Origin of the sequence: Methylotenera versatilis 79, from assembly GCF_000384375.1 — a bacterium.
In the GTDB taxonomy this organism is placed as follows: domain Bacteria; phylum Pseudomonadota; class Gammaproteobacteria; order Burkholderiales; family Methylophilaceae; genus Methylotenera_A; species Methylotenera_A versatilis_B.
On record NZ_ARVX01000001.1, the window covers coordinates 1,630,656 to 1,655,593 of the forward strand.

The 24,938-nt window shown below is 42.8% G+C and carries 28 protein-coding genes; 22 read left to right on the forward strand and 6 right to left on the reverse strand.

Annotation, left to right across the window (positions count from 1 at the left end):
* Positions 1-209 precede the first annotated feature (209 nt).
* The 13 genes from moxJ (at position 210) to METVE_RS0108125 (ending at position 10,127) form a co-directional block, all read left to right on the forward strand.
* On the forward strand, positions 210-1,070 hold the full coding sequence (gene moxJ / locus METVE_RS0108065; RefSeq protein ID WP_020167961.1) for a methanol oxidation system protein MoxJ: 861 nt from the start codon (positions 210-212) through the stop codon (positions 1,068-1,070).
* Complete coding sequence (gene moxG, locus METVE_RS0108070) at positions 1,070-1,648, forward strand: cytochrome c(L), periplasmic (protein WP_020167962.1); 579 nt, start codon at positions 1,070-1,072, stop codon at positions 1,646-1,648. Before moxJ ends, moxG begins: the two co-directional genes overlap by 1 nt.
* A 95-nt stretch (positions 1,649-1,743) precedes the next feature.
* On the forward strand, positions 1,744-2,019 hold the full coding sequence (locus METVE_RS0108075; RefSeq protein WP_020167963.1) for a methanol dehydrogenase: 276 nt from the start codon (positions 1,744-1,746) through the stop codon (positions 2,017-2,019).
* A 131-nt stretch (positions 2,020-2,150) separates the two neighbouring features.
* Entirely contained in the window at positions 2,151-3,176 is a 1,026-nt protein-coding gene (locus METVE_RS0108080) for an AAA family ATPase (RefSeq protein WP_020167964.1), read from the forward strand.
* A 29-nt stretch (positions 3,177-3,205) separates the two neighbouring features.
* Positions 3,206-4,084 carry a DUF58 domain-containing protein gene (locus tag METVE_RS0108085; RefSeq protein ID WP_020167965.1) on the forward strand — a complete coding sequence of 293 codons (879 nt, stop codon included), beginning with the start codon at positions 3,206-3,208 and terminating at the stop codon, positions 4,082-4,084.
* A gap of 33 nt (positions 4,085-4,117) precedes the next feature.
* A complete protein-coding gene (locus METVE_RS0108090) occupies positions 4,118-5,098 on the forward strand; it encodes a hypothetical protein (protein WP_232496446.1) in 981 nt (326 codons plus the stop codon).
* Positions 5,091-6,113 (forward strand): vWA domain-containing protein, encoded by a 1,023-nt coding sequence (locus METVE_RS0108095; RefSeq protein ID WP_020167967.1) that lies wholly within the window; start codon positions 5,091-5,093, stop codon positions 6,111-6,113. Before METVE_RS0108090 ends, METVE_RS0108095 begins: the two co-directional genes overlap by 8 nt.
* Positions 6,092-6,652 (forward strand): hypothetical protein, encoded by a 561-nt coding sequence (locus METVE_RS0108100; protein WP_232496447.1) that lies wholly within the window; start codon positions 6,092-6,094, stop codon positions 6,650-6,652. The genes METVE_RS0108095 and METVE_RS0108100 overlap by 22 nt, the downstream gene beginning before the upstream one ends.
* Positions 6,649-7,665 carry a vWA domain-containing protein gene (locus tag METVE_RS0108105; protein ID WP_020167969.1) on the forward strand — a complete coding sequence of 339 codons (1,017 nt, stop codon included), beginning with the start codon at positions 6,649-6,651 and terminating at the stop codon, positions 7,663-7,665. The genes METVE_RS0108100 and METVE_RS0108105 overlap by 4 nt, the downstream gene beginning before the upstream one ends.
* Complete coding sequence (locus METVE_RS0108110; protein WP_020167970.1) at positions 7,662-8,189, forward strand: SRPBCC family protein; 528 nt, start codon at positions 7,662-7,664, stop codon at positions 8,187-8,189. The genes METVE_RS0108105 and METVE_RS0108110 overlap by 4 nt, the downstream gene beginning before the upstream one ends.
* Before the next feature lie 185 nt (positions 8,190-8,374).
* Entirely contained in the window at positions 8,375-8,740 is a 366-nt protein-coding gene (locus METVE_RS0108115) for a thioredoxin family protein (protein WP_026362073.1), read from the forward strand.
* A gap of 38 nt (positions 8,741-8,778) precedes the next feature.
* Positions 8,779-9,501, forward strand: coding sequence for a hypothetical protein (locus tag METVE_RS0108120; protein ID WP_020167972.1), 723 nt, complete (start codon positions 8,779-8,781; stop codon positions 9,499-9,501).
* A gap of 83 nt (positions 9,502-9,584) precedes the next feature.
* Complete coding sequence (locus METVE_RS0108125) at positions 9,585-10,127, forward strand: hypothetical protein (protein ID WP_020167973.1); 543 nt, start codon at positions 9,585-9,587, stop codon at positions 10,125-10,127.
* 112 nt (positions 10,128-10,239) lie between these two features.
* Here the strand turns inward: METVE_RS0108125 and dapD are convergent, their stop codons facing one another.
* From dapD to xseA, 4 genes are all read right to left on the reverse strand, one after another.
* Positions 10,240-11,067, reverse strand: a complete 828-nt coding sequence (gene dapD / locus METVE_RS0108130; protein ID WP_020167974.1) for a 2,3,4,5-tetrahydropyridine-2,6-dicarboxylate N-succinyltransferase — start codon at positions 11,065-11,067, stop codon at positions 10,240-10,242.
* 199 nt (positions 11,068-11,266) lie between these two features.
* The gene (locus METVE_RS0108135) at positions 11,267-12,085 is read right to left on the reverse strand and encodes a M48 family metallopeptidase (protein ID WP_020167975.1); all 819 of its coding nucleotides are present in this window, start codon (positions 12,083-12,085) and stop codon (positions 11,267-11,269) included.
* A gap of 190 nt (positions 12,086-12,275) precedes the next feature.
* Entirely contained in the window at positions 12,276-14,159 is a 1,884-nt protein-coding gene (locus METVE_RS0108140) for a potassium transporter Kup (protein WP_020167976.1), read from the reverse strand.
* Positions 14,160-14,248: 89 nt separating this feature from the next.
* Positions 14,249-15,529, reverse strand: a complete 1,281-nt coding sequence (xseA, locus tag METVE_RS0108145) for an exodeoxyribonuclease VII large subunit (RefSeq protein WP_020167977.1) — start codon at positions 15,527-15,529, stop codon at positions 14,249-14,251.
* Positions 15,530-15,581: 52 nt separating this feature from the next.
* Between xseA and METVE_RS0108150 the strand changes: the two genes are divergently transcribed.
* The 9 genes from METVE_RS0108150 (at position 15,582) to rlmD (ending at position 22,829) form a co-directional block, all read left to right on the forward strand.
* Positions 15,582-16,091 (forward strand): disulfide bond formation protein B, encoded by a 510-nt coding sequence (locus tag METVE_RS0108150; protein ID WP_020167978.1) that lies wholly within the window; start codon positions 15,582-15,584, stop codon positions 16,089-16,091.
* An 8-nt stretch (positions 16,092-16,099) separates the two neighbouring features.
* Complete coding sequence (locus METVE_RS0108155) at positions 16,100-16,336, forward strand: hypothetical protein (RefSeq protein ID WP_020167979.1); 237 nt, start codon at positions 16,100-16,102, stop codon at positions 16,334-16,336.
* A gap of 53 nt (positions 16,337-16,389) precedes the next feature.
* Positions 16,390-17,292, forward strand: a complete 903-nt coding sequence (gene cysM / locus METVE_RS0108160) for a cysteine synthase CysM (RefSeq protein WP_020167980.1) — start codon at positions 16,390-16,392, stop codon at positions 17,290-17,292.
* Positions 17,231-19,216 carry a hypothetical protein gene (locus tag METVE_RS0108165; protein WP_232496448.1) on the forward strand — a complete coding sequence of 662 codons (1,986 nt, stop codon included), beginning with the start codon at positions 17,231-17,233 and terminating at the stop codon, positions 19,214-19,216. Before cysM ends, METVE_RS0108165 begins: the two co-directional genes overlap by 62 nt.
* A 114-nt stretch (positions 19,217-19,330) precedes the next feature.
* Positions 19,331-19,525, forward strand: coding sequence for a hypothetical protein (locus tag METVE_RS12590; protein ID WP_020167982.1), 195 nt, complete (start codon positions 19,331-19,333; stop codon positions 19,523-19,525).
* A gap of 52 nt (positions 19,526-19,577) precedes the next feature.
* Positions 19,578-19,997 carry a YdbL family protein gene (locus METVE_RS0108175; protein ID WP_020167983.1) on the forward strand — a complete coding sequence of 140 codons (420 nt, stop codon included), beginning with the start codon at positions 19,578-19,580 and terminating at the stop codon, positions 19,995-19,997.
* Positions 19,998-20,047: 50 nt separating this feature from the next.
* Complete coding sequence (locus METVE_RS0108180; RefSeq protein ID WP_020167984.1) at positions 20,048-20,473, forward strand: DUF4124 domain-containing protein; 426 nt, start codon at positions 20,048-20,050, stop codon at positions 20,471-20,473.
* Between the two features lie 37 nt (positions 20,474-20,510).
* Complete coding sequence (locus METVE_RS0108185; RefSeq protein ID WP_020167985.1) at positions 20,511-21,299, forward strand: 3'-5' exonuclease; 789 nt, start codon at positions 20,511-20,513, stop codon at positions 21,297-21,299.
* A 123-nt stretch (positions 21,300-21,422) separates the two neighbouring features.
* The gene (gene rlmD / locus METVE_RS0108190; RefSeq protein WP_026362074.1) at positions 21,423-22,829 is read left to right on the forward strand and encodes a 23S rRNA (uracil(1939)-C(5))-methyltransferase RlmD; all 1,407 of its coding nucleotides are present in this window, start codon (positions 21,423-21,425) and stop codon (positions 22,827-22,829) included.
* Positions 22,830-23,018: 189 nt separating this feature from the next.
* Here the strand turns inward: rlmD and METVE_RS0108195 are convergent, their stop codons facing one another.
* On the reverse strand, positions 23,019-23,393 hold the full coding sequence (locus tag METVE_RS0108195; protein WP_020167987.1) for a hypothetical protein: 375 nt from the start codon (positions 23,391-23,393) through the stop codon (positions 23,019-23,021).
* On the reverse strand, positions 23,394-24,899 hold the full coding sequence (locus METVE_RS0108200) for an ammonium transporter (RefSeq protein ID WP_020167988.1): 1,506 nt from the start codon (positions 24,897-24,899) through the stop codon (positions 23,394-23,396).
* Positions 24,900-24,938: the final 39 nt, after the last annotated feature.

Sequence of the window (24,938 nt, forward strand, 5' to 3'; positions counted from 1 at the left end):
CGTAAAACAGATAGCCAGGGCAGCAAAAGCTGCTCTGGTTTCTGCAAAAAGTAGGCGTGCAAGGTTTTTGCAAATAGACATTTTTTTGAAAGATTTTTAAAAGACGTTTTGATTAAAAACGATTTAATTAAAAACGCTGAACGTTTATTTGGAAACACCCCGTGAAAGTTCGAAGCTCATTTGAAAGTTTGAAAGGAAGTAATTTAAATATGCACAGTAATAAATATCAATTATGCAAATTAGGATTAAGCGCAGCTTTATTCGGTTTGCTAAGCGCTGGTTCAATTAGCGCACAAGCAGAAGATTTGAATGTATGTGCAGGTCAAGATGAGATGCCTTTTTCGAACAAAAATAAAGAAGGTTTTGAGAATGCGCTGGCTGAAGTTGTAGGCAAAGCCATGAATCGCAAAGTTAACTTTGTTTTTTGGAATGATCCGCGTTATGTGGTGCGTGATTATCTGGATAAGAAAAAATGTGACGTGGTGTTGGGCGCAGATGAAACGGATCCACGCATGTTAAAGACAGACCCTTATTACAAAACGGGTTATGTCTTTATCACTAAAGAAGATCGCGGCATTGATATTTCTTCCTGGAATGATGATTTGCTCAAAGAGCGCAACTTCCGCATTGGCGTTTTGCCCGATAGTCCAGGCAAAGTGATGTTGCTGCAAATCAATCGTTTTGACGACATGTTCGACTATTTTGCCGAGCTTCAACACTATCAATCTACCCGTAATAAATTCGTTAAGGTGTATCCAGATCGTTTGGTAAAAGATGTTGAAACTAAATATATCCATTCCGCTATGTTGTGGGCCCCAGAAGCTGCACGTTATGTACGCGCATCAAAAACGCCGCTCAAAATGCAAATTGTGAACGATGACGCTGTGAAATCTAACGGTGAAAAAGTACCCATGCATTATCAAATCGTCATGGGTGTGCGCAAAGACGATAGCGCGCTTAAAGATGCGTTGAACCGCGTGATTCATGAAAAGAAATCTGAAATTGACGCCATTTTAAAACAGGAAGGCATTCCTTTAATGGCAGTGACTAATACTAAGGAAGGTGCGTAATGTTTAACGGTTTTAAAAGTGCAAATGTGTCGTCATTGTTGGCTGCATTATTAATGATGAGCTATTTGTCAGGCTGTAATGCTGCAACACAAACGCCAGCGGCAGAAGCGGATAAAGCTTCAACAACAGTGACTGCAAAAGCGGCAGAAATAGAAGAAGTCACCGGTACGCCATTAGAGTTTCGTGGAACGATTTCTGGCGATCCATTAGATTTTAATGATGGCAAAGGTCCAGATAGTCCAGCGGTAAAGAAATTTAAGATTACTGGCCGTAATCCTTATAACGGTGATAAAGAAGTGATTAATCGTGGTTACACCATCTTTGCAACCGCTTGTTCTGGCTGTCACGGCCATTTGGCGGAGGGAAAATTAGGGCCAGCGCTAGCGGATGATTATTGGACATATCCCAATAATGTGACCGATAAAGGTTTATTTGAGACTTTATACGGTGGTGGCCAAGGCATGATGGGCCCGCAAAGAGGCTTGATTTCGCAGGATGAAATGTTACAGGTGATGAGTTGGGTACGCAGTATTTACAGCGGCGACCCTAAAAAAGCCAAATGGCTGAAAAAAGACTAGAAAGTTTAAAGGGAGTTCTTCTGAATCGCGCACTGGTAGCGTTCAGTCGATGTTTAGTATCACCAGCAACCAAGTTTATAAATAAGGAGATTTGAATGAAAGCTATTTTAACAGTGTTGGCAGTAGCAGGTGTGATGGGCGTTTCTGGCGCTGCTTTTGCATACGATGGTGGTAATTGTAAAGAGCCAGGCAACTGCTGGGAAGCTAAACCTGGCTACCCAGAAAAAATTGCTGGCTCTAAATACGATCCAAAACATGATCCAAAAGAAGTGGGTAAACAAGAAGCCTCAATCAAAGCAATGGACGCACGTAACGCAAAACGCATTGCTAATGCGAAAGCAACGGGCAAGTTTGTTTTTGATCTTGAGTAATTCATTGTAGTAACAAGGTCGGTGCTTTCTGCATCGACCTTTCTTTTTAAATAAACGATAAACCTAATTAACAGGCTGCTTTAGTTTGAAAGCTTAGAGGCTTCGCATACTCACTAGGATTTTTGATTTCCATGACGCAAAAAAATAACATTGATTTAAATGCTGGGCGTGAAAAAGCGCTGCACTTTGAGCAATTACTGAATTCAGCCGTCATTGGACAAGCTCAACCGGTCAGGTCACTGACAATCGCAATTTTTTCGCGTGGGCATGTCTTGCTTGAAGGCGATGTCGGTGTTGGCAAAACTACATTATTAAGAGCTGCTGCCCGATTGTTAGGCGGCGCTTATCAGCGTATTGAAGGCGCGGTCGATCTAATGCCTTCCGATTTTTTATATCACGCATACATCAACGAACAAGGTCAACCTGCCGTTGCGCCGGGCCCTTTGTTGCAATCGGAAGAAAAACTGGCCGTATTTTTCTTTAATGAAATCAATCGTGCGCGCCCACAAGCGCATTCACTTTTGCTCAGGTTAATGGCAGAACGCAGTGTTAATGCGTTTAATCGGGAATACACGTTTCCACACTTAACGGTATTTGCAGACCGAAATCGCCTAGAGCGTGAAGAAACATTTGAATTGCCGGCCGCCGCGCGCGATCGTTTCTTTATGGAAATTAGTATCGATGCGCCGAATGAACGCGAATTGCAGCGCGATTTAATGTTCAATATGCGCTTTCAAAATACCGATGAACTCATCAACAGTTTACCGACGAGTGTCGTTGCTTATGACGAGCTCAATGATTTAGCGACCGCAGTACAAAATAGTATTCGCGCAGAATTGCCTTTGCAAGATTACGCTTTGAATCTGTGGAGTGCGCTACGTAATCCAACTGAAATTGGTTTAGAGATTGAAGATGTAGATACGGCACGTTTAATCGCCGGCGGTGCCAGTCCCAGAGGAATGGGCATGCTGATGCGTGCTGCACGTTGTCGTGCTTGGCTTGAAGGGCGCGACTATTTAACGCCTGATGATATTCGTGCAGTGTTTCATGACAGTGCTGCGCATCGCATATTTTTTACGCCAGCTTATGAGCTTAGACGCGACGAGATTGCGCCGCAGTTGATACATGGTGTGCTGAATAAAATATCTGCGCCTTGAGTGTTTTTTAAGTTTCTTATTTAAATCATATGGTTGAGCTTGTATTGAGCCATTTTATTCCCCAAGAATTCCACTATCGTCTTGATTGGCGTACGCATGGTGTACGCCCGGGGGCCCATGCCAGCAAGACGTTAGGCGGCAATGCAGACTTCAGGGGTTTTAGCCATTTCTTAAGTCATCCAGACCCAAAGCGTATCGATGTATGCAGAAGTTTAATGATGGTGCCGCAGACACTGATGGTGCGCATTTTTAATGAACGTAACGCAATTACGGTGTGCGCCATGATTGATGCATCTTCATCCATGGCTTTTGCTGGCGATGCGGAGAAATGGCAAATGGTTGCAGAAATTGCCAGCGCGATTGCATGGTCTGCTGCACGCCAAGGCGATGCTTTTGGTTTGTTGACTGCTGACGATGCATTAAGACCTGATTTGTCTGAATCAGTATCTAGCAGGCGTGGTATGGCGCAACAGGTTTATCAAAAAATCCATTCCGCACAGCTTAAACCACAGGCTTCCGCCAGCGCATTGCCTAAATTGGCTGCGCAATTAAGCAGTAAAAAGTCACTGGTTTTTTTGATATCTGATTTTCATCTAGATATGGAAACGCTAAAAACAACTTTGCAAAGTATGGCTATTCACGATGTTGTACCGATTGTGCTGTGGGACGCTGCTGAATATGAAAACATTCCAGCATGGGGTTGGTCGAGGGTACGAGATATGGAAACGGGTGCTGATGCATCATTATTTTTACGCCCAAAATTATTGCAAAAAATTAGAGATAGCTACTCGTTAAGACGCAGTGCATTGATTCAATTATGCAGAAAATCAGGCGTGCGCAAACCTTTTTTTGTAGGAAAAAGCTTTAACGCCACACAGTTAAGTCAACATTTACTTGGGTTAGGGTGAAAGATGGGTGGCTTAAAAATGAATAGCTTGAATATGACTAATTCTTTTAAAAGATTTTTTGCTCAGTTTTTAGTGTTAACTATTGGCATTATGTTTGCACAATTTAGCATTGCAGATGACGCTGTAATTAAAGTCAGCAATCAAACACAAACCAAGCTACAAATCAGTTCTCAGTTGCGTGAATTGGGCTATACCATCGGCGATATTGCTGAGCAAACCTTGACGATTAAAACGCCATTAGGCTATGTGTTTGATAAAGGTTCGTTGCCGACTATTGGCGCAAATTCCTCTCCGGTTGAGCTGGTGAGCGTTGATGTGAAAGAGAAAGATAGTCACAAAACAACGCAGCATATCGTACATTTGCGCTGGCAGCATTTCAGGTCAATGCCAGAAATTCGCTATTACCCATTGATGCCGCTTAACCTTAAATTTACGCACGAAGATAAAAAGCCGCTTGCGATTACTATAGCTGCAGGGCAGATTTTGGTCGCACCAATCATTCCAACCGTGATTTCAGGTGACTCCTATAAAAATCTGCGCCCAGATGTTAAACCAGAAAAAAAGAATCTGACACAGCACTATATATTATTGGCACTATTGGCAAGCTGTGCCGCTACTTGTTTGGCCTATATGGCTTGGTATTTCGATTGGTTTAATTGGCGGCTTACGCGATTAAGACCTTTCCGCAAGGCTTACAGGGAAATTCGCCAGCTAAGTAATCAAAATCAAGATATTCATTTACCAGTAGCAATCCGTGCCTTAAGGCGTGGCTTTGATGGCATTGTCGGCTCTGCGGTTTCTGCTGAAAACCTGCCACTAATTTTCAGTGCCAAAGCTTGGTTAACACCTGCCAAAAAAGAAATTGAAGATTTCTTTGCAGACTCAGAACGGGTGTTTTTTGCTGGCAAACAATCGACACAAACCTTGCAACAATTGCGCAAGCTAAGCCAGTACTTAATGCAGCTTGAATCGGCAGCTACTTTAAAAACAAAAAAGAACACAGCTAATGTTTGATATAGGCATGTCTGATTTTGGTGTAAATACAATCTGGCCATTATTTCTCATGTTGTTGGCGTGGTTGCCGCTGTTTGGCAAAAGCTACCAAGTATTTTCGCATCCATCCATCAGCAGTTTGCCAGTCGATGCGCTATCTGTTTATTTGCACAGAACTTGGCGCGTTTTAGGCGCAGTTGCGATTATCAGCACGGCGTTTGCCATGGCTGGGCCTTATTGGGGTGAGTTGAATATTGAACGTTTAGGTCGTGGTGCGCACGTCATGATCGTATTAGATCGAAGTGCAAGTATGAATGACGATTTTACCGATAAGCCGACCAGCCAAGATGGAGATTTAAAACCCGATGCTTCAAAAATGGCTGCAGCGCGCAGAGTGCTGGAAACCTTTATTAAGCAAAGCCGTGAAGATTTAATCGGCATGGTTTCGTTTAGTACGTCGCCCATTTTAGTCGCGCCATTGAGTGGTGATAGAGAGGCGGTACAAGCTGCGCTCAACGCAACTGAAGCGGGCGGCATGGGTTTTACCGCAGTGGCGCGCGGCTTAGGCATGGGCTTGGATTATTTTGAAGGCAAGCCGATGACAGGTTCGCGCGTGATATTGCTGGTTTCAGATGGCGCAGCACATTTGGATGTGAAAACGCGCGAATTATTGCGCAATATGTTTCAGCGACAACAGGCATCGTTATATTGGATTTATTTACGCTCAAAAAATGGCACCAGTTTAAGCGACAGACCGCCTGAAGGTGAAGAGCAATCGTTTCCAGAATATGAACTACATGCTTATTTTCAAACCTTGGGCATGCCTTATCAGGCATTTGAAGCTGAAAATCCGCAGGCGGTGCAAAGCGCGATGAAAACAATCGCGCGCTTGAAAAACAAGCCTGTGTATTACAAACAAGCTGCACCACGCCATGATTTAAGCCATATTTTTTACAGCATCGCATTGATTAGCGTATTGGGTTTATTGGTGCTGGCTTTTATGGAGGTAAAAAAATGGCGTTACGCTTCAGAATGATGCCAGTAGTGGCGATAGCTTTAATCGCGTTATGTGTTGGAATCAATTGGCAAGGTTATCAAATCTTTCAAGATAATCAATATAACCAATCACTTGCATCAAAAGCTTTAAGCGGAAAAAGTAATCCAGATGACATGTTGCTGGATGCGTGGAAGCTGACACAGCAAAAAGACTATCAAAAAGCTTGGCAGCTTTACACCAAAATCGCGGCCAGTAAGCAACGCAATTTGCACGCTGTTGCACACTACAACGCAGCAAATTTGTATCAAAAACAAGCGTTAACTTTGTTGGAAGAGAAAGGTTTAGGCGCGTGGGATGAAGTGACGCCATTGCTTTCGATGTCGAAAGAGCATTATCGCAGTGCTTTGCGTGACCGCCCAGATTGGTTGGAAGCGAAATACAATTTTGAGCTGGCTTTACGTTTTGCGCCCAACATTGAAAGTGCGACAAAAAAAGTTGTGAAAGAAGAGGAGCCTGAAGAAGGTTTGGCGGTGAATGGTTGGCCAAGTATTCCAGGCTTTCCTAGAGGCATGCCGTGATTGCTAAAAAGTACTTAGGCAAGCTAGATGTTAACGGCTGGTTATTGTTAATCACCGCGCTTGTTTTATTGGGCTGTTTGCTTAAGCCGCATATGCAACTACCAAAGCCGGTTTATCACTGGATGATTGTGCTGGATATTACCCAAAGCATGAACGTGCGCGATTACAAAATGGATGCGAATTCGATGAGCCGTTTGGCGTATGCGAAACAAGGTATTCGCGCCGCGTTGCGCCTCATGCCTTGCGGATCTAAAGTTGCGCTAGCTTTATTTACCGAACGCAATGTCACCAATATCGTAAGACCATTGGAAGTATGTAGTCACTTCGGCGCATTAGATGAAACCGTGGCAGGACTGGACTGGCGCATGGCTTGGGCGGCAGATTCGTTTATATCGCACGGCTTGTTTGATGCGATTGCGCAGACCAAGAAAATAGATCCGAATATGCGTGTGTTATTTATTACTGATGGTCAACAAGCACCGCCAGGAAATCCCGCTTATATGCCTGCTTTTGCAGGTAAGCACGGCGAAGTGAAGGGCGCTATTTTAGGTGCGGGTAATGTGGAAAAAAGCCCGATTCCTAAGTTGGACGATCAAGACAATATCACGGGCTATTGGGAGTTAGAAGATGTACAACGTTACGCCACGTTTGGCATGGCGCGCGTGCAATCGGCGTTGGAGATGGAGCATCAGCAAATTGAAAATCAACATGGTCGCAATGCGGGTTTTGGAGCAAATTCAGAAGCGATTGCCAATGCGAATCTGTCCGGGCTGGATGAAGTTAACCTGCAAACGTTGGCAAAAGCGACTGGGCTTGAATATCAAGCGCTGACAACCACGCATAGTATCGCCGATTCAATGAATGCCAAAAACATGCTGATCTGGCAGAAAGCCGATACCGATTTACGTCCAGTATTGGGATTTTTTGCCGTTTTATTGCTCACTTTATATTTTCTACCTAACTCGTATAAACAACGATTTTTTCAATACTTCAAATTCAGGAGAAATAAATGAAGTTCACTAGTAGTTTTTATTTAACAGCAGTTTTGTTATCGGGAGTAATTTTCCCAGCTTACGCACATGGCCCAACACCACAAAAGACTGATCAATCTGCGTTGATTAACGCAGCACCCGCCGTCGTGTGGAAAAAATTAAGCGAAGCTTGTGCGATTGCGACTTGGCATAGCGAAGTGAGTAATTGTGAATCGTCTACTGCATTAAAACGCACACTAACATTAAAAAATGGCGGCAAGATTAATGAAGAAATCGATGAGATTTTGCCGGCAGAAATGACCATTTCGTATCGATTAGGTGGCGATATGGATATTAAAGCGTTACCAGTTAGCTCACTTACAGGTCGTATTAAAGTCGTCGCAGAAGGTGCTGGCTCACGCGTCAGTTGGCTTGCGCGTTATTATCGCGCCGATACAACCAATGAACCGCCAAAAGGTTTAGATGACGAATCCGCACAAAAAGCCGTGAATGCTTATGTGAAAGCGGCATTAGAAGGTTTGGAGCATGTATCTGCAAAAAAGTAGCAAAATCTGAAAAACAGTCGCCCACTAAAAGTTGGTGGCAGCGACTGATTTCAGTATTTAAACTTTTATAAAAAGCATTATAAGCAATGCCTTTGGTGTTGCTTATTTTGTTAAGGATGATTTTATTCACATGCACATTTATTGAAGTGCGCAAACCAATAATTGACAAACAAAGAGGAAAGACCATGCCTGTGATTGAGTTGACTGCCGCTAATTTTAAAAAAGTGATAGAAGCAAATGCTTTTGTGATTGTGGATTTTTGGGCGGAATGGTGCGCGCCGTGCATGAAATTTTTAGATGTTTACACAACCGTCGCCAATCAAACACCAGATATCGTTTTCGGCAAACTGAACACGGATGATTATCCCGATATTGCTGCTTATTTTGATGTGAAACAAGTACCATGTATTTTTGCCATTCGTGATCAAGTGATCATCGATGGTCAAGTGGGTGAAATGACACAGAAAAAATTTACCGAGATGATTCAAATGTGGCGCGCTTTTGATAACACCGAAGTTAACAAACATTTTGATGCCAAATTGAGCGCTTAAAGTCGACGTTAAACCCTTCATAAAGGCGTACTAGCGAAATGAATAAATTTAGTGCAAAACCGTTAAAGTTATTAAAAATTCGCGGTTTTATTTTATTGTTTTCACTGTTGGTTTTAATATTATTTATGCCTGCCATTCACGCCGAATCTGCTCAAAAGAAGTCTGCTCGAACAAAAAATGCTAACAGTGCAGAAATGGCAAAGCAATCAATGGCTTTGCATAGCGAAACATTGCAAAAATTAATGTTGACGTTATATCAATACAATCCAAAACAACTTAAAAAAAGCACGCAAGTAAGCGCCGAAGAAATGGTTCAATGGACATTTGAAGGTCCATTTGGCTGGAAATTCGATGGCGTCAGGCGATTACAAGGCACTGATGCACTTAAGCTTACAAGTGATGCAAACTTTCCGGGTGATCGCGTTTTAGCGTTGGTCGCTGGGCTGCAGACCATGCTCGCTAAAGCCTACGGTGGGAAAACCGAATATGATTTTTCTGGCGAGATTAATCCACAAAATTTATACAATGCCGCGCGCAATATAGAAATAACCAGTATCAAACTTAACCAGTTAAATAGTGGAATTATTTTACCAAATGGCGATAAGCCCGCTGACTTAAAACCTACTGACTTAACCCATGAATTGATTGAAGTAATCAGCCGTGTAGATACGGATGCGAATCGAATAGCTAAACAAAAAAAGCAAGTGATTCAGCTGTTGGATAAGAACTCACTGCAAGCAGCAGAGTGGCAACCACAATAGATTAAGCAAACAAAGTCAGGCATTAAAGTTTGATTTAAAAGCGTATTCAATATTCATTAAATGCAGTATTAAACAGAGGATTTATGAAAAATAAACTGTTAAAACTGGTCTTATTAATCACGACTTTATCTGCTTGCGAGCAACGGGAAGTTGAACGTTCCAATGATGACGCGGCAGCGCAAATTGAAAATAATGCCGAAAATAAATCTGAACTAGATTACGAATTAGATGCGCTACGATTGATGCCATTTTTGGCGGTGCATGATGACCCAATTGCTGCGGCATGGTTGAGTTTGCAAGACCATCGTTTGCAAAATAGCCGTAACCAAGCCAATTATCAGCCAACGCCAGCCAATATTGCGCAATATGAAACACGTATTCAGTTATTAGCCAAACAGCTAAAAGAAGATAGACGCATTATCGCCAACCGCACAGTGCAAACGCGGGATTTATTGGTGCAAAATAATATGCAAGGAAGCGTAATTAATTTACTAGATGGGATGATAGAAGTGGCACGCGTTGGCGTTGAGGGCGATTATGGCAGTTATTGTCAATGGTATGTGAACTTGCGCCAAAGTCAGCTGAGTCATCAAGATGCGATTAATAAAATGAAGGAGTTAAAGTAACTAAATAACTCACAAAAATCTGGTGATATTGGTTTTTAATGACTAACTAGGTAATTAATGAAACGCAACTTTGCGTTGCGTTTCATTTATCGATACTTCAATAAGTAGCTAATTAAATGCCACGTAACAATTCGTTAATGCCTACTTTACCTAATGTTTTTGCATCTACTTTTTTAACAATCACTGCACAATACAAGCTGTAACTGCCATCTTTAGAAGGTAGGTTGCCTGAAACCACTACAGAGCCAGCAGGAACGCGGCCATAAAATACTTCGCCTGTTTCGCGATCGTAAATTTTAGTACTTTGGCCAATATACACGCCCATTGAGATGACGCAGTTATCTTCTACGATTACGCCTTCAACCACTTCACTGCGTGCGCCGACAAAACAATTGTCACCAATAATGGTTGGGCCTGCTTGTACTGGCTCTAATACGCCACCAATACCTACGCCGCCAGATAAATGCACGTTTTTACCGATTTGTGCGCATGAACCCACAGTTGCCCATGTATCCACCATTGTGCCTTCACCTACATAAGCGCCAATGTTGACATATGACGGCATTAACACCGCATTTTTACCAATAAATGAGCCACGACGCACGATTGCATTTGGCACTACGCGGAAGCCGCCTGCTTTGAAATCTTCTTCTGTGTAATCGGCAAATTTTGGTGGCACTTTGTCAAAGTATTTAGTCACACCGTCATCTAATAATTTGTTGTCTTCTAATCTAAAAGATAACAACACGGCTTTTTTTAGCCATTGATGTGTTTCCCAAGTTTGTGTATCGCCAATACGGCTAGCCACGCGCAAAGTGCCTGCATCTAAATCTTTCAGCACAGATTCAACATGTACTTTTAGTTCTGGCGTTGCATTGCTAGGGTTAATATTGGCGCGGTCTTCAAACGCAGCTTCGATAATACTTTGACGTGGGTCCATATTGTTCTCAGAGGTAGTTAATTAAGCAAAGGCGTTATTTTAACCTATATCAACATTTAGCCAAAAATAATGCGATTTAAATAAAAGTGGCCTGCAGCAAACGTGACTTAACAATCAATTAATTTAGCTAAATAAAAAACGCGTTGTGATAAACAACGCGTTTTAATTGAGTTAACCTATTTTTTTGCTCAATTTTTAATTAACCATTTTTCTTTTTAGCCGCTTCATACAACGGTCTTACTTTTGGCGCTAAGGCTTTTAATTCAGCAATGCGATTTTCACTGGCCGGATGCGTGCTGAAAAATTCAGGTGGCGCGCTTTTGCTTTGTGCACCCATTTTCTGCCATAAAGTCACGGCTGCATCTGGGTTGAAACCTGCGCGGGCTGCTAATTCCAAGCCCATTTTATCCGCTTCACGTTCTTGTTCACGACCATTCGGCAATGCGAAAAACAATTGAGAACCAGCGCCTGCGGCTTGTGTTGCGACGGCGCCTGCTGTGCCAGTGGCAAAAGCCGCTAATGCTTGCAGACCAAATTGTTGTACATAAGCTTGCGACATACGTTCGCGGCCGTGTTCGCGCAATGCGTGTGCGATCTCATGGCCAATCACTGCAGCAAGTTCGTCATCGGTTGCCTTTAATTTGTCAACCAAGCCAGATAACACCATGATTTTTCCACCTGGCATGCAATACGCATTCAGTTCATCATTTTGCTCTACGTTCACTTCCCATTTCCAATTAACGGCATCTGGGCGAAACACGCCAACTTGCGCAATCAATCTATTCGATATGCCGCGCACGCGCGCCAACATGGCTGGGTTAGCATTGAGCGTTTTTTTCGTCTGCGCTTCTTTTAGCGTTTGTGTGTAAGCTTGCGCAGACATTGTGTCGACTTCGCTGGATGGCAATAACATAAATTGCGAGCGACTGACGCCAGAAACACTGCTGTTGGTTGTGGTGGCACATCCAGCAAGCTGCATGGAAAGTGCGGTGAATACAATAGCTGTAATTTTTTTCATTGGCGTTTCTTTCTTATCAAAATAACGAACAAATGGTTAACGTTTCAGACCACACTATTAACGGTTCAATGACGAAAATGGTTGAATAAATTTATCAATCTAAACTTTTAATATATCTATCAGTAACGCCTAATTTTAATATCTTTTAAATTAACTGTATTGTAAATCTAAGCGTTTAAATTCGGCGCCTTTAAATTTTAACCTGAGCACCCAACTCAACAACGCGATTAGGTGGCAATTTAAATTGATTGGTAATCGTTTCCGCGGTGCGGAATAAGCCAATAAAGATTTTCTTACGCCAAATCGCCATGCCCGTTTTTTCAGAGGGAATCAGAATTTCTTTGCCGATAAAAAAGGATGTTTCCATCGGCTCGACTGTAATGCCTCGAGCGGCGCATAAGACTAAATCGCGCGGCAAATCAGGCTCATCTTTAAAACCATAACGCACTGTCACGCGATAAAACTCATGCAGCATCGCTTCCACTGTCACGCGTTCTTCGTCATTAGTATGCGGCACATCTAAAAACTTAACGGTTAAAATCATCACTTTTTCATGCAGCACTTTGTTGTGTTTTAAGTTATGCAACATGGCATGCGGCACACCTTCTGGATTTGGTGTCATAAACACTGCAATGCCTGGCACGCGTTGTGGCGGGTGTGCACCAACGGCTTCAATAAATGGTTCAATCGCCATTGATTCGGATTTTAAGCGCTCATAAACCAAAAATCGGCCATTTTTCCAAGTGAGCATCAATACAAAAATTACCGCGCCGATAACCAAAGGCACCCAGCCGCCATCTGCTACTTTTAATACGTTTGCGCCGAAAAAAGCTAAATCGATGGTTAAGAATAAGACAATGAGCAAGCCAGTTTTTAATTTGCTCCAGCGCCAAATTTCTGTGAATACGATGGATGCTAATAAAGTAGTGATAACCATATCACCTGTCACCGCGATACCATAAGCTGCGGCTAAATCGCCAGAGCTACCAAAGCCAACTACCAGCGCCATTACGCCGATCATCAACCCCCAATTGACGCGCGGCATGTAGACTTGGCCTTGTTCGCTTTCAGAAGTGTGTTGAATGTGCATGCGCGGTAAGTAGCCTAATTGTAAGGCTTGGCGCGATACAGAAAATGCGCCAGTGATGACGGCTTGCGACGCGATAACAGTCGCTAATGTAGCCAAAATAATCAGCGGAATAACAGCCCATTCTGGCGCTAATAAATAAAAGGGATTTTTAATCGATGTGGCGTTGTGCAATATCAACGCGCCTTGTCCAAAGTAATTCAATAGCAAAGCTGGCAACACAAATCCAAACCAAGCTAGGCGAATCGGGTAGCGGCCAAAATGTCCCATATCCGCATAAAGTGCTTCTGCGCCCGTTACTGCCAACACCACTGCACCCAGTGCCACAAAGGCGACCCACGGCTGTGTAGTAAAAAATTTGATCGCATAAATCGGGTTAAGTGCGTTCAATATAGTTGGATCATGCAGAATGTTGATGATGCCCAATAAACCTAAAGTGCCAAACCACAACACCATCACTGGGCCAAAAAACGCGCCAACAATCGCAGTGCCTTTGCTTTGCGCCCAAAATAACAAGAACAACACCACCAACGTAATCGGCACAATGAGTGTATGCAAACTCGGCGCGGCAATCTCTAAACCTTCAACCGCGGATAATACGGAAATAGCTGGCGTAATCATGCCGTCTGCATAAAACATACAGGCACCTAAAATGCCCAGCAGCATAATGTAACGTTGTTTTCTACTATTGCCATGCGCGTTACGGGAAGCCAGCGCCAGCAAAGCCATAATGCCGCCTTCGCCACGGTTATCAGCACGCATAATAAACGCGACGTATTTGAGCGAAACGATTAAGATTAAGGCCCATGTGATGAGCGACAAAATGCCGTAAACATTTAATGGATTAAGCGGCAACAAGTGATGACCAGTGGAAAAAACTTCTTTCATGGTATACAAAGGGCTTGTGCCAATATCGCCGAATACGACGCCCAGAGCGGCAAGCGCCATGGTTGGTAGAGTTGCTTTACGAGGGGTTTGATTATCCATGTTAATGCGCACTGTTACGATTTAGCATTATCAACCAATTAAATGGGCAAACCAATATTAATTAACACAAATTCAAACCTTTTTTAAGGTTAATGGTCTTTTTTGTTACTAATGGCTTTTTCAATGGAAATGACTTTGGCTTTTGCACTGCCCTTGTAAAAAGTAATATTCAGACGCGATTCTGGCGTGATTTGTTGAGCATCGATAATCAATTCGGCGGACTTTGGATTGAGCAGATCATTTTGACTTACTTCACTATGCACAATCGCATAACCTCTTGCCAATACCGCATTTGGGCTTAGCTGCTCTAAGCTGCTCGATAAACGTAATAATCGGTGCTGATAGTTTTGCAGATTTTGTTGTAAGGATAAATTTAAACGATGCTGCAATTGTTTAATTTGTGTAGCGCGATTCTCAATTTGTTGTTTGGGTGAAATCAGCCTGCGCGCTAAAAAATCCAGCTTTTGTGCGGTTTGATTGAGCAAAAAGTTAACCTGTTTATTCAGTCTATTTTGTAGGTTAAGTAGTTGATTCTGCAATACTCTAATATCCGCACAAGCCAATTCTGCCGCCGCTGTAGGCGTTGCGGCGCGCATATCTGCTACAAAATCACAAATAGTAAAATCCGTTTCGTGGCCTACGCCAGAAATGGTTGGAATCGGACAATCGTCTATTGCACGCGCAACGACTTCTTCGTTAAATTGCCACAAATCTTCCATACTACCGCCACCACGGCAAATAATCAGCGTATCGACTTCGGCACGTTCACTGGCTGTGCGAATTGCTTTAGCAATCAGCGCTGCAGCGCCTTTACCTTGCACGGGCGTTGGGTAAATAATGACTTTGATATTGGGATTTCGGCGTCTAAGCGTAGTTAATACATCGCGCAAAGCGGCTGCATCGGGCGAAGTCACAATGCCAATCGTCAGCGGATTGGAAGGTATTGGCTTTTTAAATGCTGCATCAAACAAACCTTCATGTGCGAGCTTGGCTTTGAGTTTTTCAAACGCTTCAAACAGCGCACCCAAACCGGCTTTTTGCACAAATTCAACCGTTAACTGAAAATCGCCACGCGCTTCATACAGAGTAACGGTGGCGCGCGCTTCGATTTTATCGCCTTCGCGCGGCGTAAAATCGACATAACTATTGCGCCCTTTAAACATCACACATTTAACTTGTGCGGTTTGGTCTTTCAACGAAAAATACCAATGGCCTGAAGCGGCGCGGGTAAAATTAGATATTTCGCCAGACACCCAAAATAGCGGAAAAGATTGCTCCAACACCTCGCGCGCTAAACGATTTAGCTCGCTTACGGTCAGTATGTTGGCAGGTAATATTTGCGAATCGGTGTGGCTTGTGGGTTCAGTCATGCGGCTTTATCAATTACAATCATTTATTAAGTGAATTATAGGTTAACTCAATATGATACGAAAAATATTTAACACCTTTTTAACAGGCAAAAATGGCTATTTGCTCGGCTTTATTTTGTGCTTTTGTATCGTTGCATTAGCGTTAGTCATTCAAACTACTTACCATTTAGAACCTTGCCCATTATGTATTTCGCAGCGCATTATATTCATGAGTTTAGGCGTGCTGTTTTTAATTGCCGCATTTATTCCGCCTGCGAATATGCTTAAAAAAATATTTGCCGCTTTACAAGTGTTAACTGCGTTAGGCGGCGCGGGCGTGGCGATTCGGCATTGGTATTTGCAGGCGAATCGTGAAAGTATGGTTGCAGATTGCGGCGTGGGTTTTGATTATATGTTCGATAATTTTCCGCTGCAAAAAGCCTTTAAATTATTGTTCCGTGGCACCGGAGATTGCGCGGCAATCGACTGGACCTTCTTAGGTTTAACCTTGCCACAATTAGGTTTGATCTCATTTTTAAGTTTTGCACTTTATGCGATTTATCTAGTCGCTAGAAAAGCCTAAAACAACCTATGTTAAATTATTGGAAAGTTGGCTTAAAAACTGGGTTAACTGCATTTGTCATTTTTTTGGCCGCATTATTTGTATATGGCTTATTTAATGACTTCATTTTTTGGCATGCTTTCGCACATGCAGGCACACAATCAGGCATCGCTTACATGATTTATTATGGCGTGTTTGCTGGGCCAATCATCATTTTATTGGTGGCATTTACAACGATGACTGTGAAAAATTTAAAGAATCAATAATTCAAACAAAACCCAAATGAAAAGATTGAATAAAAGTTAACAGATTGAATCATATGAATATTAATAGCTTAGATAGTACGTTAGACAATTTTATCGGCAACACGCCGCTGGTTAAGTTACAGCGCATGAACCCAATCCCCAGCAACACTATTTTGTTAAAACTAGAAGGTAATAATCCTGCTGGTTCAGTCAAAGATAGGCCTGCGTACAATATGATTATGCGCGCGGAAGCGCGTGGCGACATTAAGCCAGGCGACACGTTAATTGAGGCAACCAGTGGTAACACAGGCATCGCGTTGGCAATGGTAGCTGCCATGCGCGGCTATAAAATGGTGTTGGTGATGCCTGATAATCAAACGATTGAGCGTCGTCAAAGCATGAAAGCCTATGGTGCAGAGCTGGTATTAACGCCCAAAGATGGCAGCATGGAATTGGCGCGCGATGTCGCCATGAAAATGCAGTTGGAAGGCGAGGGCATTGTGCTGGATCAGTTCGGCAATCAAGATAATCCGCTGGCGCATTATGAAACGACTGGGCCAGAAATCTGGCGCGATACCGCAGGAAAAATCACCCATTTTGTCTCCAGCATGGGTACCACTGGCACGATTATGGGCGTTTCGCGTTACTTAAAAGAGCAAAATCCCAATATTCAAATTATCGGTGTGCAACCAGAAGATGGCGCGCAGATTCCAGGCATTCGTAAATGGCCAGTGGAATATATGCCGACTATTTTTGATGCAAAACGTGTGGATGAATTGCGTTATGTCAGCCAAAAAAATGCTGAAAATATCACGCGAAAACTAGCAGCAGAAGAAGGCATATTTGCTGGAGTATCCAGTGGCGGCGGGCTTTATACTGCGCTACAAATTTCAAAAGAAGTGGCAAACGCAGTGATTGTTTCCATTGTGTGCGATAGAGGCGACCGTTATCTTTCTGCAGGCGTTTTCCCCGCCTAAAAACGCACATTTCGTCATGGTGCCGCGTTGTAAAGCAAAAAATACGTCCTTACATATTCCATCATATGCTGCGGCCGATTTTTTGCTTTATGGCATATCAAATCGTCATTTGCACTCTTTAGAAATCTGTATTGTTCGTTTATTCGGCATACTTCTGTTTTTTGTTTTTTTTTCTATTCCAGCTTATGCAGTTTCAAGCATTCAAATTACGGTAGAAGCGGTTGATGCGCCTGCGGGTCAGCTTGAAAACGCCAAATTTCAAGTCGATTTAAAAGGCACAGAACCAACGCTACTATTGAATGCCGACCTAAAACCCACGAATGAAAAAGACTTTGCGCATTTTGATTTGAAATGTGGTCAATTTTTAAACGAGAAAATTGGTCAAGCAAAATGTTTGAATGGTCAGTTTTCATCTAAAGAAATTAACGCACCTTTTTCGGTTAACTTTGTTAGTTATCCTTCGGATTTTGCGCTAAACATCGCTTTTAACGGTGCTGATTTTAGTGATGAATCCGGTTTGCATGCAGGTGAAAAGCTCACTGGCGAAATTAAGATGGCGGCTAAAAAAAATAATTCAAATCAAACTTGGTTGTGGAATGGCTTAATTAGCTGGACTGCGGGTGAGTTGTTTTGGGAGCCGTTTTACTTTGGCAAAGCGGGTAATGCGTTTGAAATTAATGGTACGTTTAAACAAGATATTCTGACTATTCAAAACGCTAGTTTGTTGGTGAATGAAGTCGGCAAAATGCGCGCAACTGCCACAATTAATACCAAAACTAAGATTGTAGAAGATGTGCAAGTAACTGCGAACGATGTGGATTTCGCAGGCTTGTATGCGGTTTTTTTAAAGCCAATGGCGCAAAAATCGGCGTTTGGCAATATGGATGTTTCTGGCAAAGCCGATTGGCAGTTTGAGATTAAAAACCTGGCGCCAACCAGTTTTGAGTTGAATCTGCGCGATGCGAATATGGAAGACAAAAATGGCAAATTTTCTTTTAGTGATGTCAATGCGCATATTCCTTGGGATTACGATGAGCCTAAAAATCTGCAGTTAAGCTACAAAAGTGGATATCTGTTGAAGTTGCCTTTGCGCGAGACCAAGTTAACCGCAGAAATCAATCGATTTTCACTCACCGCGCCGCAATTAAATTTACCCATTTTAGATGGCGCGTTGAATTTATCTGATGTGTCAGCGGTGCGTTTGGCGGAAGGTTGGGCTTGGCATTTGCGCATGGATTTAATTCCCATTACGTTAAGTGAGTTCAGCAAAGCGCTTGATTGGCCGGTGATGACTGGGCAAATTTCTGGTGAAGTGCCGCTAGTCACTTACGCCAACAGGCAATTGAATATGGATGGCGCGATGAAATTTAACGCTTTTAACGGCGTGATTAGTATGGATAATTTACAGATTGATGATCCGCTTGGCGTTGTGCCGCGCTTGCATGCAGATTTGCAGATGCGTAATTTGGATATGGGCAATTTAACGCGCACGTTTAGTTTTGGCGCGATTGAAGGCAAGCTGGATGGTGACGTGAAAAATATGTTGCTAGAAAATTGGAAGCCGGTACATTTAGATGCGTCGATTCAAACCAGTGAAGGCAAACAAGTTAAAAAAATATCGCAACGCGCAGTAGAAAATATTACTGCTTTGGGCGGCGAAGGCACCGCAGCGGCTTTGCAGCGCACTTTTTTGCGTTTCTTTAAAGAGTTTAATTACGAAAAAATAGGCTTAAGCTGTAAATTAAGGCAAGATGTTTGTGAAATGGGCGGGGTTGAGTCAACGCCAACTGGGTACATCATCGTTAAAGGTCAAGGCATACCAGCAGTAAACGTAAACGGTTACACGCAAAAAGTCAGTTTGAAAGATTTATTGAGTAGAATTAAACGTATTACCGATACTAATACCAAAGTAATCGTTGATTAGCGACTGTTGAAAATTGATTTAACCATATGATTAACAAGAAAAATTGTTAAATATTCAGCAATAAATAGTGTATGTTTTTAAGAATAAATTGAGCAATAAACTGAGGTTAAAACAATGAAGAAAATTGGCATGACTAGTATGTTAACTATCGCGGCGTTAATCGTATTAATTCCCGCCTGCGTCACTATTAATATTTATTTTCCTGCCGCTGCTGCAGAAAAAGCGGCGGATAAAATCATTGATGACGTGTGGCAACTTAAGCCAGGTGAAACAATGCCAGTTAAGCCATCTGCCTTGCCTGAAAAATAGTTGCTACTAGTATTTGAATGCGAAAGAAAGTACTAAATCTTAAGGAAATAATATGAAAAAATTCATCAGTATTTTAAGCTTAATATGCATCACACTTTTGAGCAGTAGCTGGGTAAACGCCGCTGCCGATTTAGACGTGAATACGCCGGCTATTTCAGCGATTAAAAACAGCATGCAAACACGCCATGCGCAATTAAACCCGCATTACAATAGTGGTGCGATTGGCTTAACGGCGGATGGATTGATCGCGGTGCGCGATACAACCGCTGTGCCATTGAAAGATCGTGGCGGTATTAACAGTTTGGTCGCCGCAGAAAATGGTGACCGCAATGCTTTGTATAAAGAAATCGCCGCTGGCAATGGTCACCCAGAATGGGCGGGCGAGATTCGCAGCACTTTTGCCAGCCGCTGGGTAGATAAAGCGCAAAGTGGTTGGTATTATCAAAGTGCGGGTGGTTGGGTGAAAAAATAAACTAGCTGGAATTTCGTCATAATCTTTTAACCAAAGTGCGAGGCATAAAAATGCATATCAAACAGTTTTTATTGTTAGCTTTTAGCTTGGTTTACACCGTTGTTAGCCAAGCAGAAACGTATGAATGGGTAGATGATAAAGGCGTCAAAAACTATGGTGATTCTGTGCCCGCAAAGTATAAACATAAAGCAAACACGATTGAGATTAAGGAAAATGTAATCGCCGCGCCAATTGTGCCGAAAGTGAATAATGCCAATAAGAATCAAGCGGATAATCCTGAGCAAGCAAAGCCTGTTGTATTAGAGGCACCCGCACCAAACAATTTAACGGATGAGAGTTGTGAAGTGCAAATGCAGCAATATAAAGAAAGCCAAGATTGCTTTGCGCGATACAGAAATGTTCGTGGTGGTATTAATGAAGAAGGTGTAAAAAGATGCACCGCAGTTCAGCAACCGGCTTGTAACACTAGCAGGTAAAAAAAGTATTTATATATGATTCCAACACTCGCTTAATATGATTCCAACATTAGTTTTTGATATCGAAACCATTCCAGATACAGCTGGTTTGCGTGCCTTGTATGATCTGCCCGCAGACGTTTCAGATGAAGATGTCGCCAATGTTGCCTTGCATCAACGCCGCCAGCATAACGGCAGTGAATTTTTGCCTTTGCACCAGCATAAAGTGTGTGCGATTTCTTGCGCGTTGCGTGAAGGTAACAACTTTAAAGTATGGACATTGGGCGATGCAGATTCGTCTGAAGCTGAGATCATCCAACGATTTTTTGATGGCGTTGAGAAATATATGCCACAGATTATCTCTTGGAATGGCAGCGGTTTTGATTTGCCCGTTTTGCATTATCGCGCCATGATTAACAACGTGGTCGCACCGCGCTATTGGGATTTGGGCGACGACAATAAAGACTTTAAGTGGAACAACTACATTAGCCGCTACCACACGCGACACTTGGATTTGATGGATTTGCTGGCGCTTTACAATGCACGCGCCAACGCGCCATTGGATGATTTGGCTAAATTATGTGGCTTTCCAGGTAAATTGGGCATGGATGGCAGCAAGGTTTGGGACGCGTTCAAGGCAGGAAAAATCGAAGAGATTCGCAACTATTGCGAAACGGATGTTGCTAATACGCATTTGGTTTATTTGCGCTTTCAACTGATGCGCGGCCATTTAAGCAAGTCGGAATATGAGGCGGAAATAAAATTGGTGCGCGAAACCTTAACAGCTTATGCAACTGAAAATAAAGTGCCGCATTGGTCAGAGTTTTTAGCTGCCTGGAAGACTTAACTGACTAAACTTTTCATTTAATCGCGCTTTTTCATTTTCTGGCATCTTTTATATTGATACGTCGCAGTTATCGTCTGCATGTTCAATTTCCTCTAATCTAGCCATTAAGTTAAAATGGCGCCTATGAGAAGAAATCGCCAAAAATCCTATAAAAATCCCGCAGAAAATCCTATTTTACAAGCTGTAATCGAATCGCTAGACCAGGAAGGTCGTGGCGTTGCGCACGTTGATGGCAAGACTATTTTTATTGATGGTGCGTTGCCGAATGAACGCGTCACTTACCAATCGCAACACATCAAACCGAGTTACGAAGTCGCAAATACCATTTCTGTTAACAAGCAAAGCAATCAGCGCGTGATACCAAAATGTCCGCATTTTGGTTTGTGTGGCGGATGCAAATTGCAGCATTTGGAGATTAATGCCCAAGTGGCAGCCAAACAGCGTTTGCTGGAAAATGACTTATGGCATATTGGCAAAGTGAAGCCTGAGAATATGCTGCCGCCTTTATACGGTCCAACTTGGGGTTATCGCCATAAGGCGCGCTTAAGTGTGAAATATGTAGAGAAAAAGCAGCGCGTGTTAGTCGGTTTTAATGAAAAAGGCACGCGTTATGTGGCCGATATGAATAGCTGCGAAGTCTTGGTGCCAGAGGTTTCGGCATTAATTATTCCGTTGCAACAAATGATTGAGCAGTTAAGCATACGCGATAAATTACCGCAAATTGAGTTGGCTGTCGGAGAGGCTGACACTAAGCATTCGCTAGAAACGGATAATAGCAATCAAAAAGTTATCGTGCTGATTTTCCGCATTATGGATGTGTTAACTCCTGCTGATGAAACATTATTCAAAGCTTTTGCAGATGAACATCATGTGCAAGTGTGGACGCAAACCAAAGGCCCTGACACGATTAAACCGTTTTGGCCATTGAGTACTGCGGAATCGCCAATCCCTCAGTTGCAATATAGCCTGCCTGAGTTTGACTTGATTTATCCATTTAAGCCAAATGAGTTTACGCAAGTGAATCCGCAAATCAACCAAGTGATGATTCGCCGTGCGATGCAGTTGTTAACACCACAAAAAGGTGAAAAAATTGCCGATTTCTTTTGTGGCATTGGCAATTTTACTTTGCCAATCGCACGCAGTGGCGCATCTGTGTTGGGTTTAGAAGGTTTGGCAAACTTGGTTGAACGTGCAAATGAAAGCGCTGCACTTAACCATATTCAAAACGCAACATTCGGCGTGGCAGATTTATTTAAAATGACGCCAGAGGCATTAACAGGTTTAGGGCGTTTTGACAAATGGCTAGTTGATCCGCCGCGTGATGGTGCGTTTGAGTTGATTAAGTCGCTGGATGGCAGCAATAAACCGCAAACGATTGTTTATGTTTCATGTAATCCTGCAACTTTGGCACGCGATGCTTGCGTGCTAATCAACGAAAAAGGTTATATTCTTAAATCGGCAGGTGTGATTAATATGTTCTCACACACAGCGCATGTGGAATCAATAGCGCTATTTGTTTGTACGCCATGAATTACTTATGCACCTTAAATAATTGTGCCGCGAATTACTGATGCACCATGAATAAGCTAATTGGTAGAATTTGCACCAAAATGTGACTGAGTAATTAGAAAGTTAACCCTTATTTATAGCTAATAAATGCTTGTTTTAGCCTTAATCGTTATAAAGAATAGGTCTTGTTTCTACTCAAGATGGATAGCTTTATCGCAAGCCGCCCACATATTTATTGGATGATACTTTATTGATGCTTTCGTCTACATCTTCTTCGGTTTCATCAAAATAACTATCCGAATCGCGTAGTAAAGTATTTTGCTCTGTCACTTCTTTTGCAGGTTGTGCTGCAGTATTGTTTACTAAATTAGATGCAGCTGGTACATCAACTCCAAACATGACTTTGTTTAGGTGGTCTGCATATTCGGATAATTCAGTTAAACCTTGCGCATGACACAGCTGAATGATTTCTCGTGCATACACTTCATTTGAAATTAACCATACTACATCTATCGTACGATTAATTTTGCGCCTAAGTATGACGCTAATAAGTGCCGCTAAAGATACTTTGTCAGAGTTAGCCATTTACATTACTCTTTCTGCATGCTGCGTTAAGTCCAAGCCATCGTGCTCTTGCTCTGCATCTACACGCAAGCTAATGAATATATTTACAATGACTAAAATAATCAGCGTTACAATGCCGCTATAAATAAGCGTGCCGAAAGCCGCTAGCGTTTGCATCCATACATTTGCATCTAACCCGCTAATCGTTTTATCGGCAAGCACGCCAGTCAGAATCGCCCCCACCAAGCCGCCAATGCCGTGAATACCAAATACATCTAAGGCATCATCTGCACCTAAAAATCGTTTTAAGCTAGTTGCGCCTAAATAGCACAATACCCCGGCGGCTAGGCCAATAGTCAGTGCGCCACCTACGTTAACAAAGCCCGATGCTGGTGTAATAGCAACAAGGCCAGCCACCGCACCTGATGCAAAGCCTAGCATCGTAATGCGTGACTTCATGTAATACTCGATACCTACCCAAGTAAGTGCTGCCATTGCTGCGGCTGCTTGAGTCACTAGCATTGCCATGCCAGCACGACCATCTGCAGATACAGCAGAACCCGCATTAAAACCAAACCAACCAACCCAAAGTAACGCTGCGCCAGTTAACGTATAAACTAAGTTATAAGGCATAAACGGCACTTTGCCATAACCTGTTCTAGGGCCAAGCATGTAAGCGCACACCAGCCCAGCAGCGCCTGCATTGATATGCACGACTGTGCCGCCTGCAAAATCAAGCACACCTTTAGAGGCAAAAAAACCAGTGGGTTCCCACACCCAATGTGCAACTGGGGCATAAACTAAAATTGACCATAATGTGATAAACAATAACATCGCGCTAAACCGCATCCGCTCTGCAAATGCGCCAACGATGAGTGCAGGCGTAATAATCGCAAAAGTCATTTGAAATACCACGAATACTGACTCTGGAATGCTGGGTGCAAGATGGCTAACTGTTAACTGGCTACTGGCTTTGATATAGCTTAAACCCGATAACATCACTCGATCAAAACTGCCCAAATAGGGCGTATCTCCTGGTGTAAACGCAATGCTGTAACCGATTGCAATCCAAATAACCGTCACTAAACAGCAAATGGCAAAGCTTTGCAAAGCGGTCGACAATACGTTTTTTCTACGCACCATTCCCGTATAAAACAGCACCAAACCAGGAATAGTCATCAGTAATACTAAAGCGGTTGCAGATAGCATCCAGGCAGTATCACCAGAGCTGATGGCATCAAAACCTGTTAAAAAAGGCTTAGTTGGCGCTGGTTCGATTATAGGGGGAGGTGGCACTGAGGCAGGTAAAACAACAGGTATTTCTGCTGGAATATTCTCTATCGGTTCTGTGGTTAGTTGATCTGTTGCAGCAGTAGCTGCATCTGTACTTGCTGGCTGTTCGGTTACAGGCGACTGTAAAGCCGATCCATTAGAAATGTCATCAGCGGCAGAAAAGGCTACCGAAGAAATTGCACAAAGCATAACAAACAACATCACAGCATAAGAATTTGCTCTTAGAGTACGCATTTACTATTCCTTAATTTAGGTCAGTCAATTTAAGCAAGT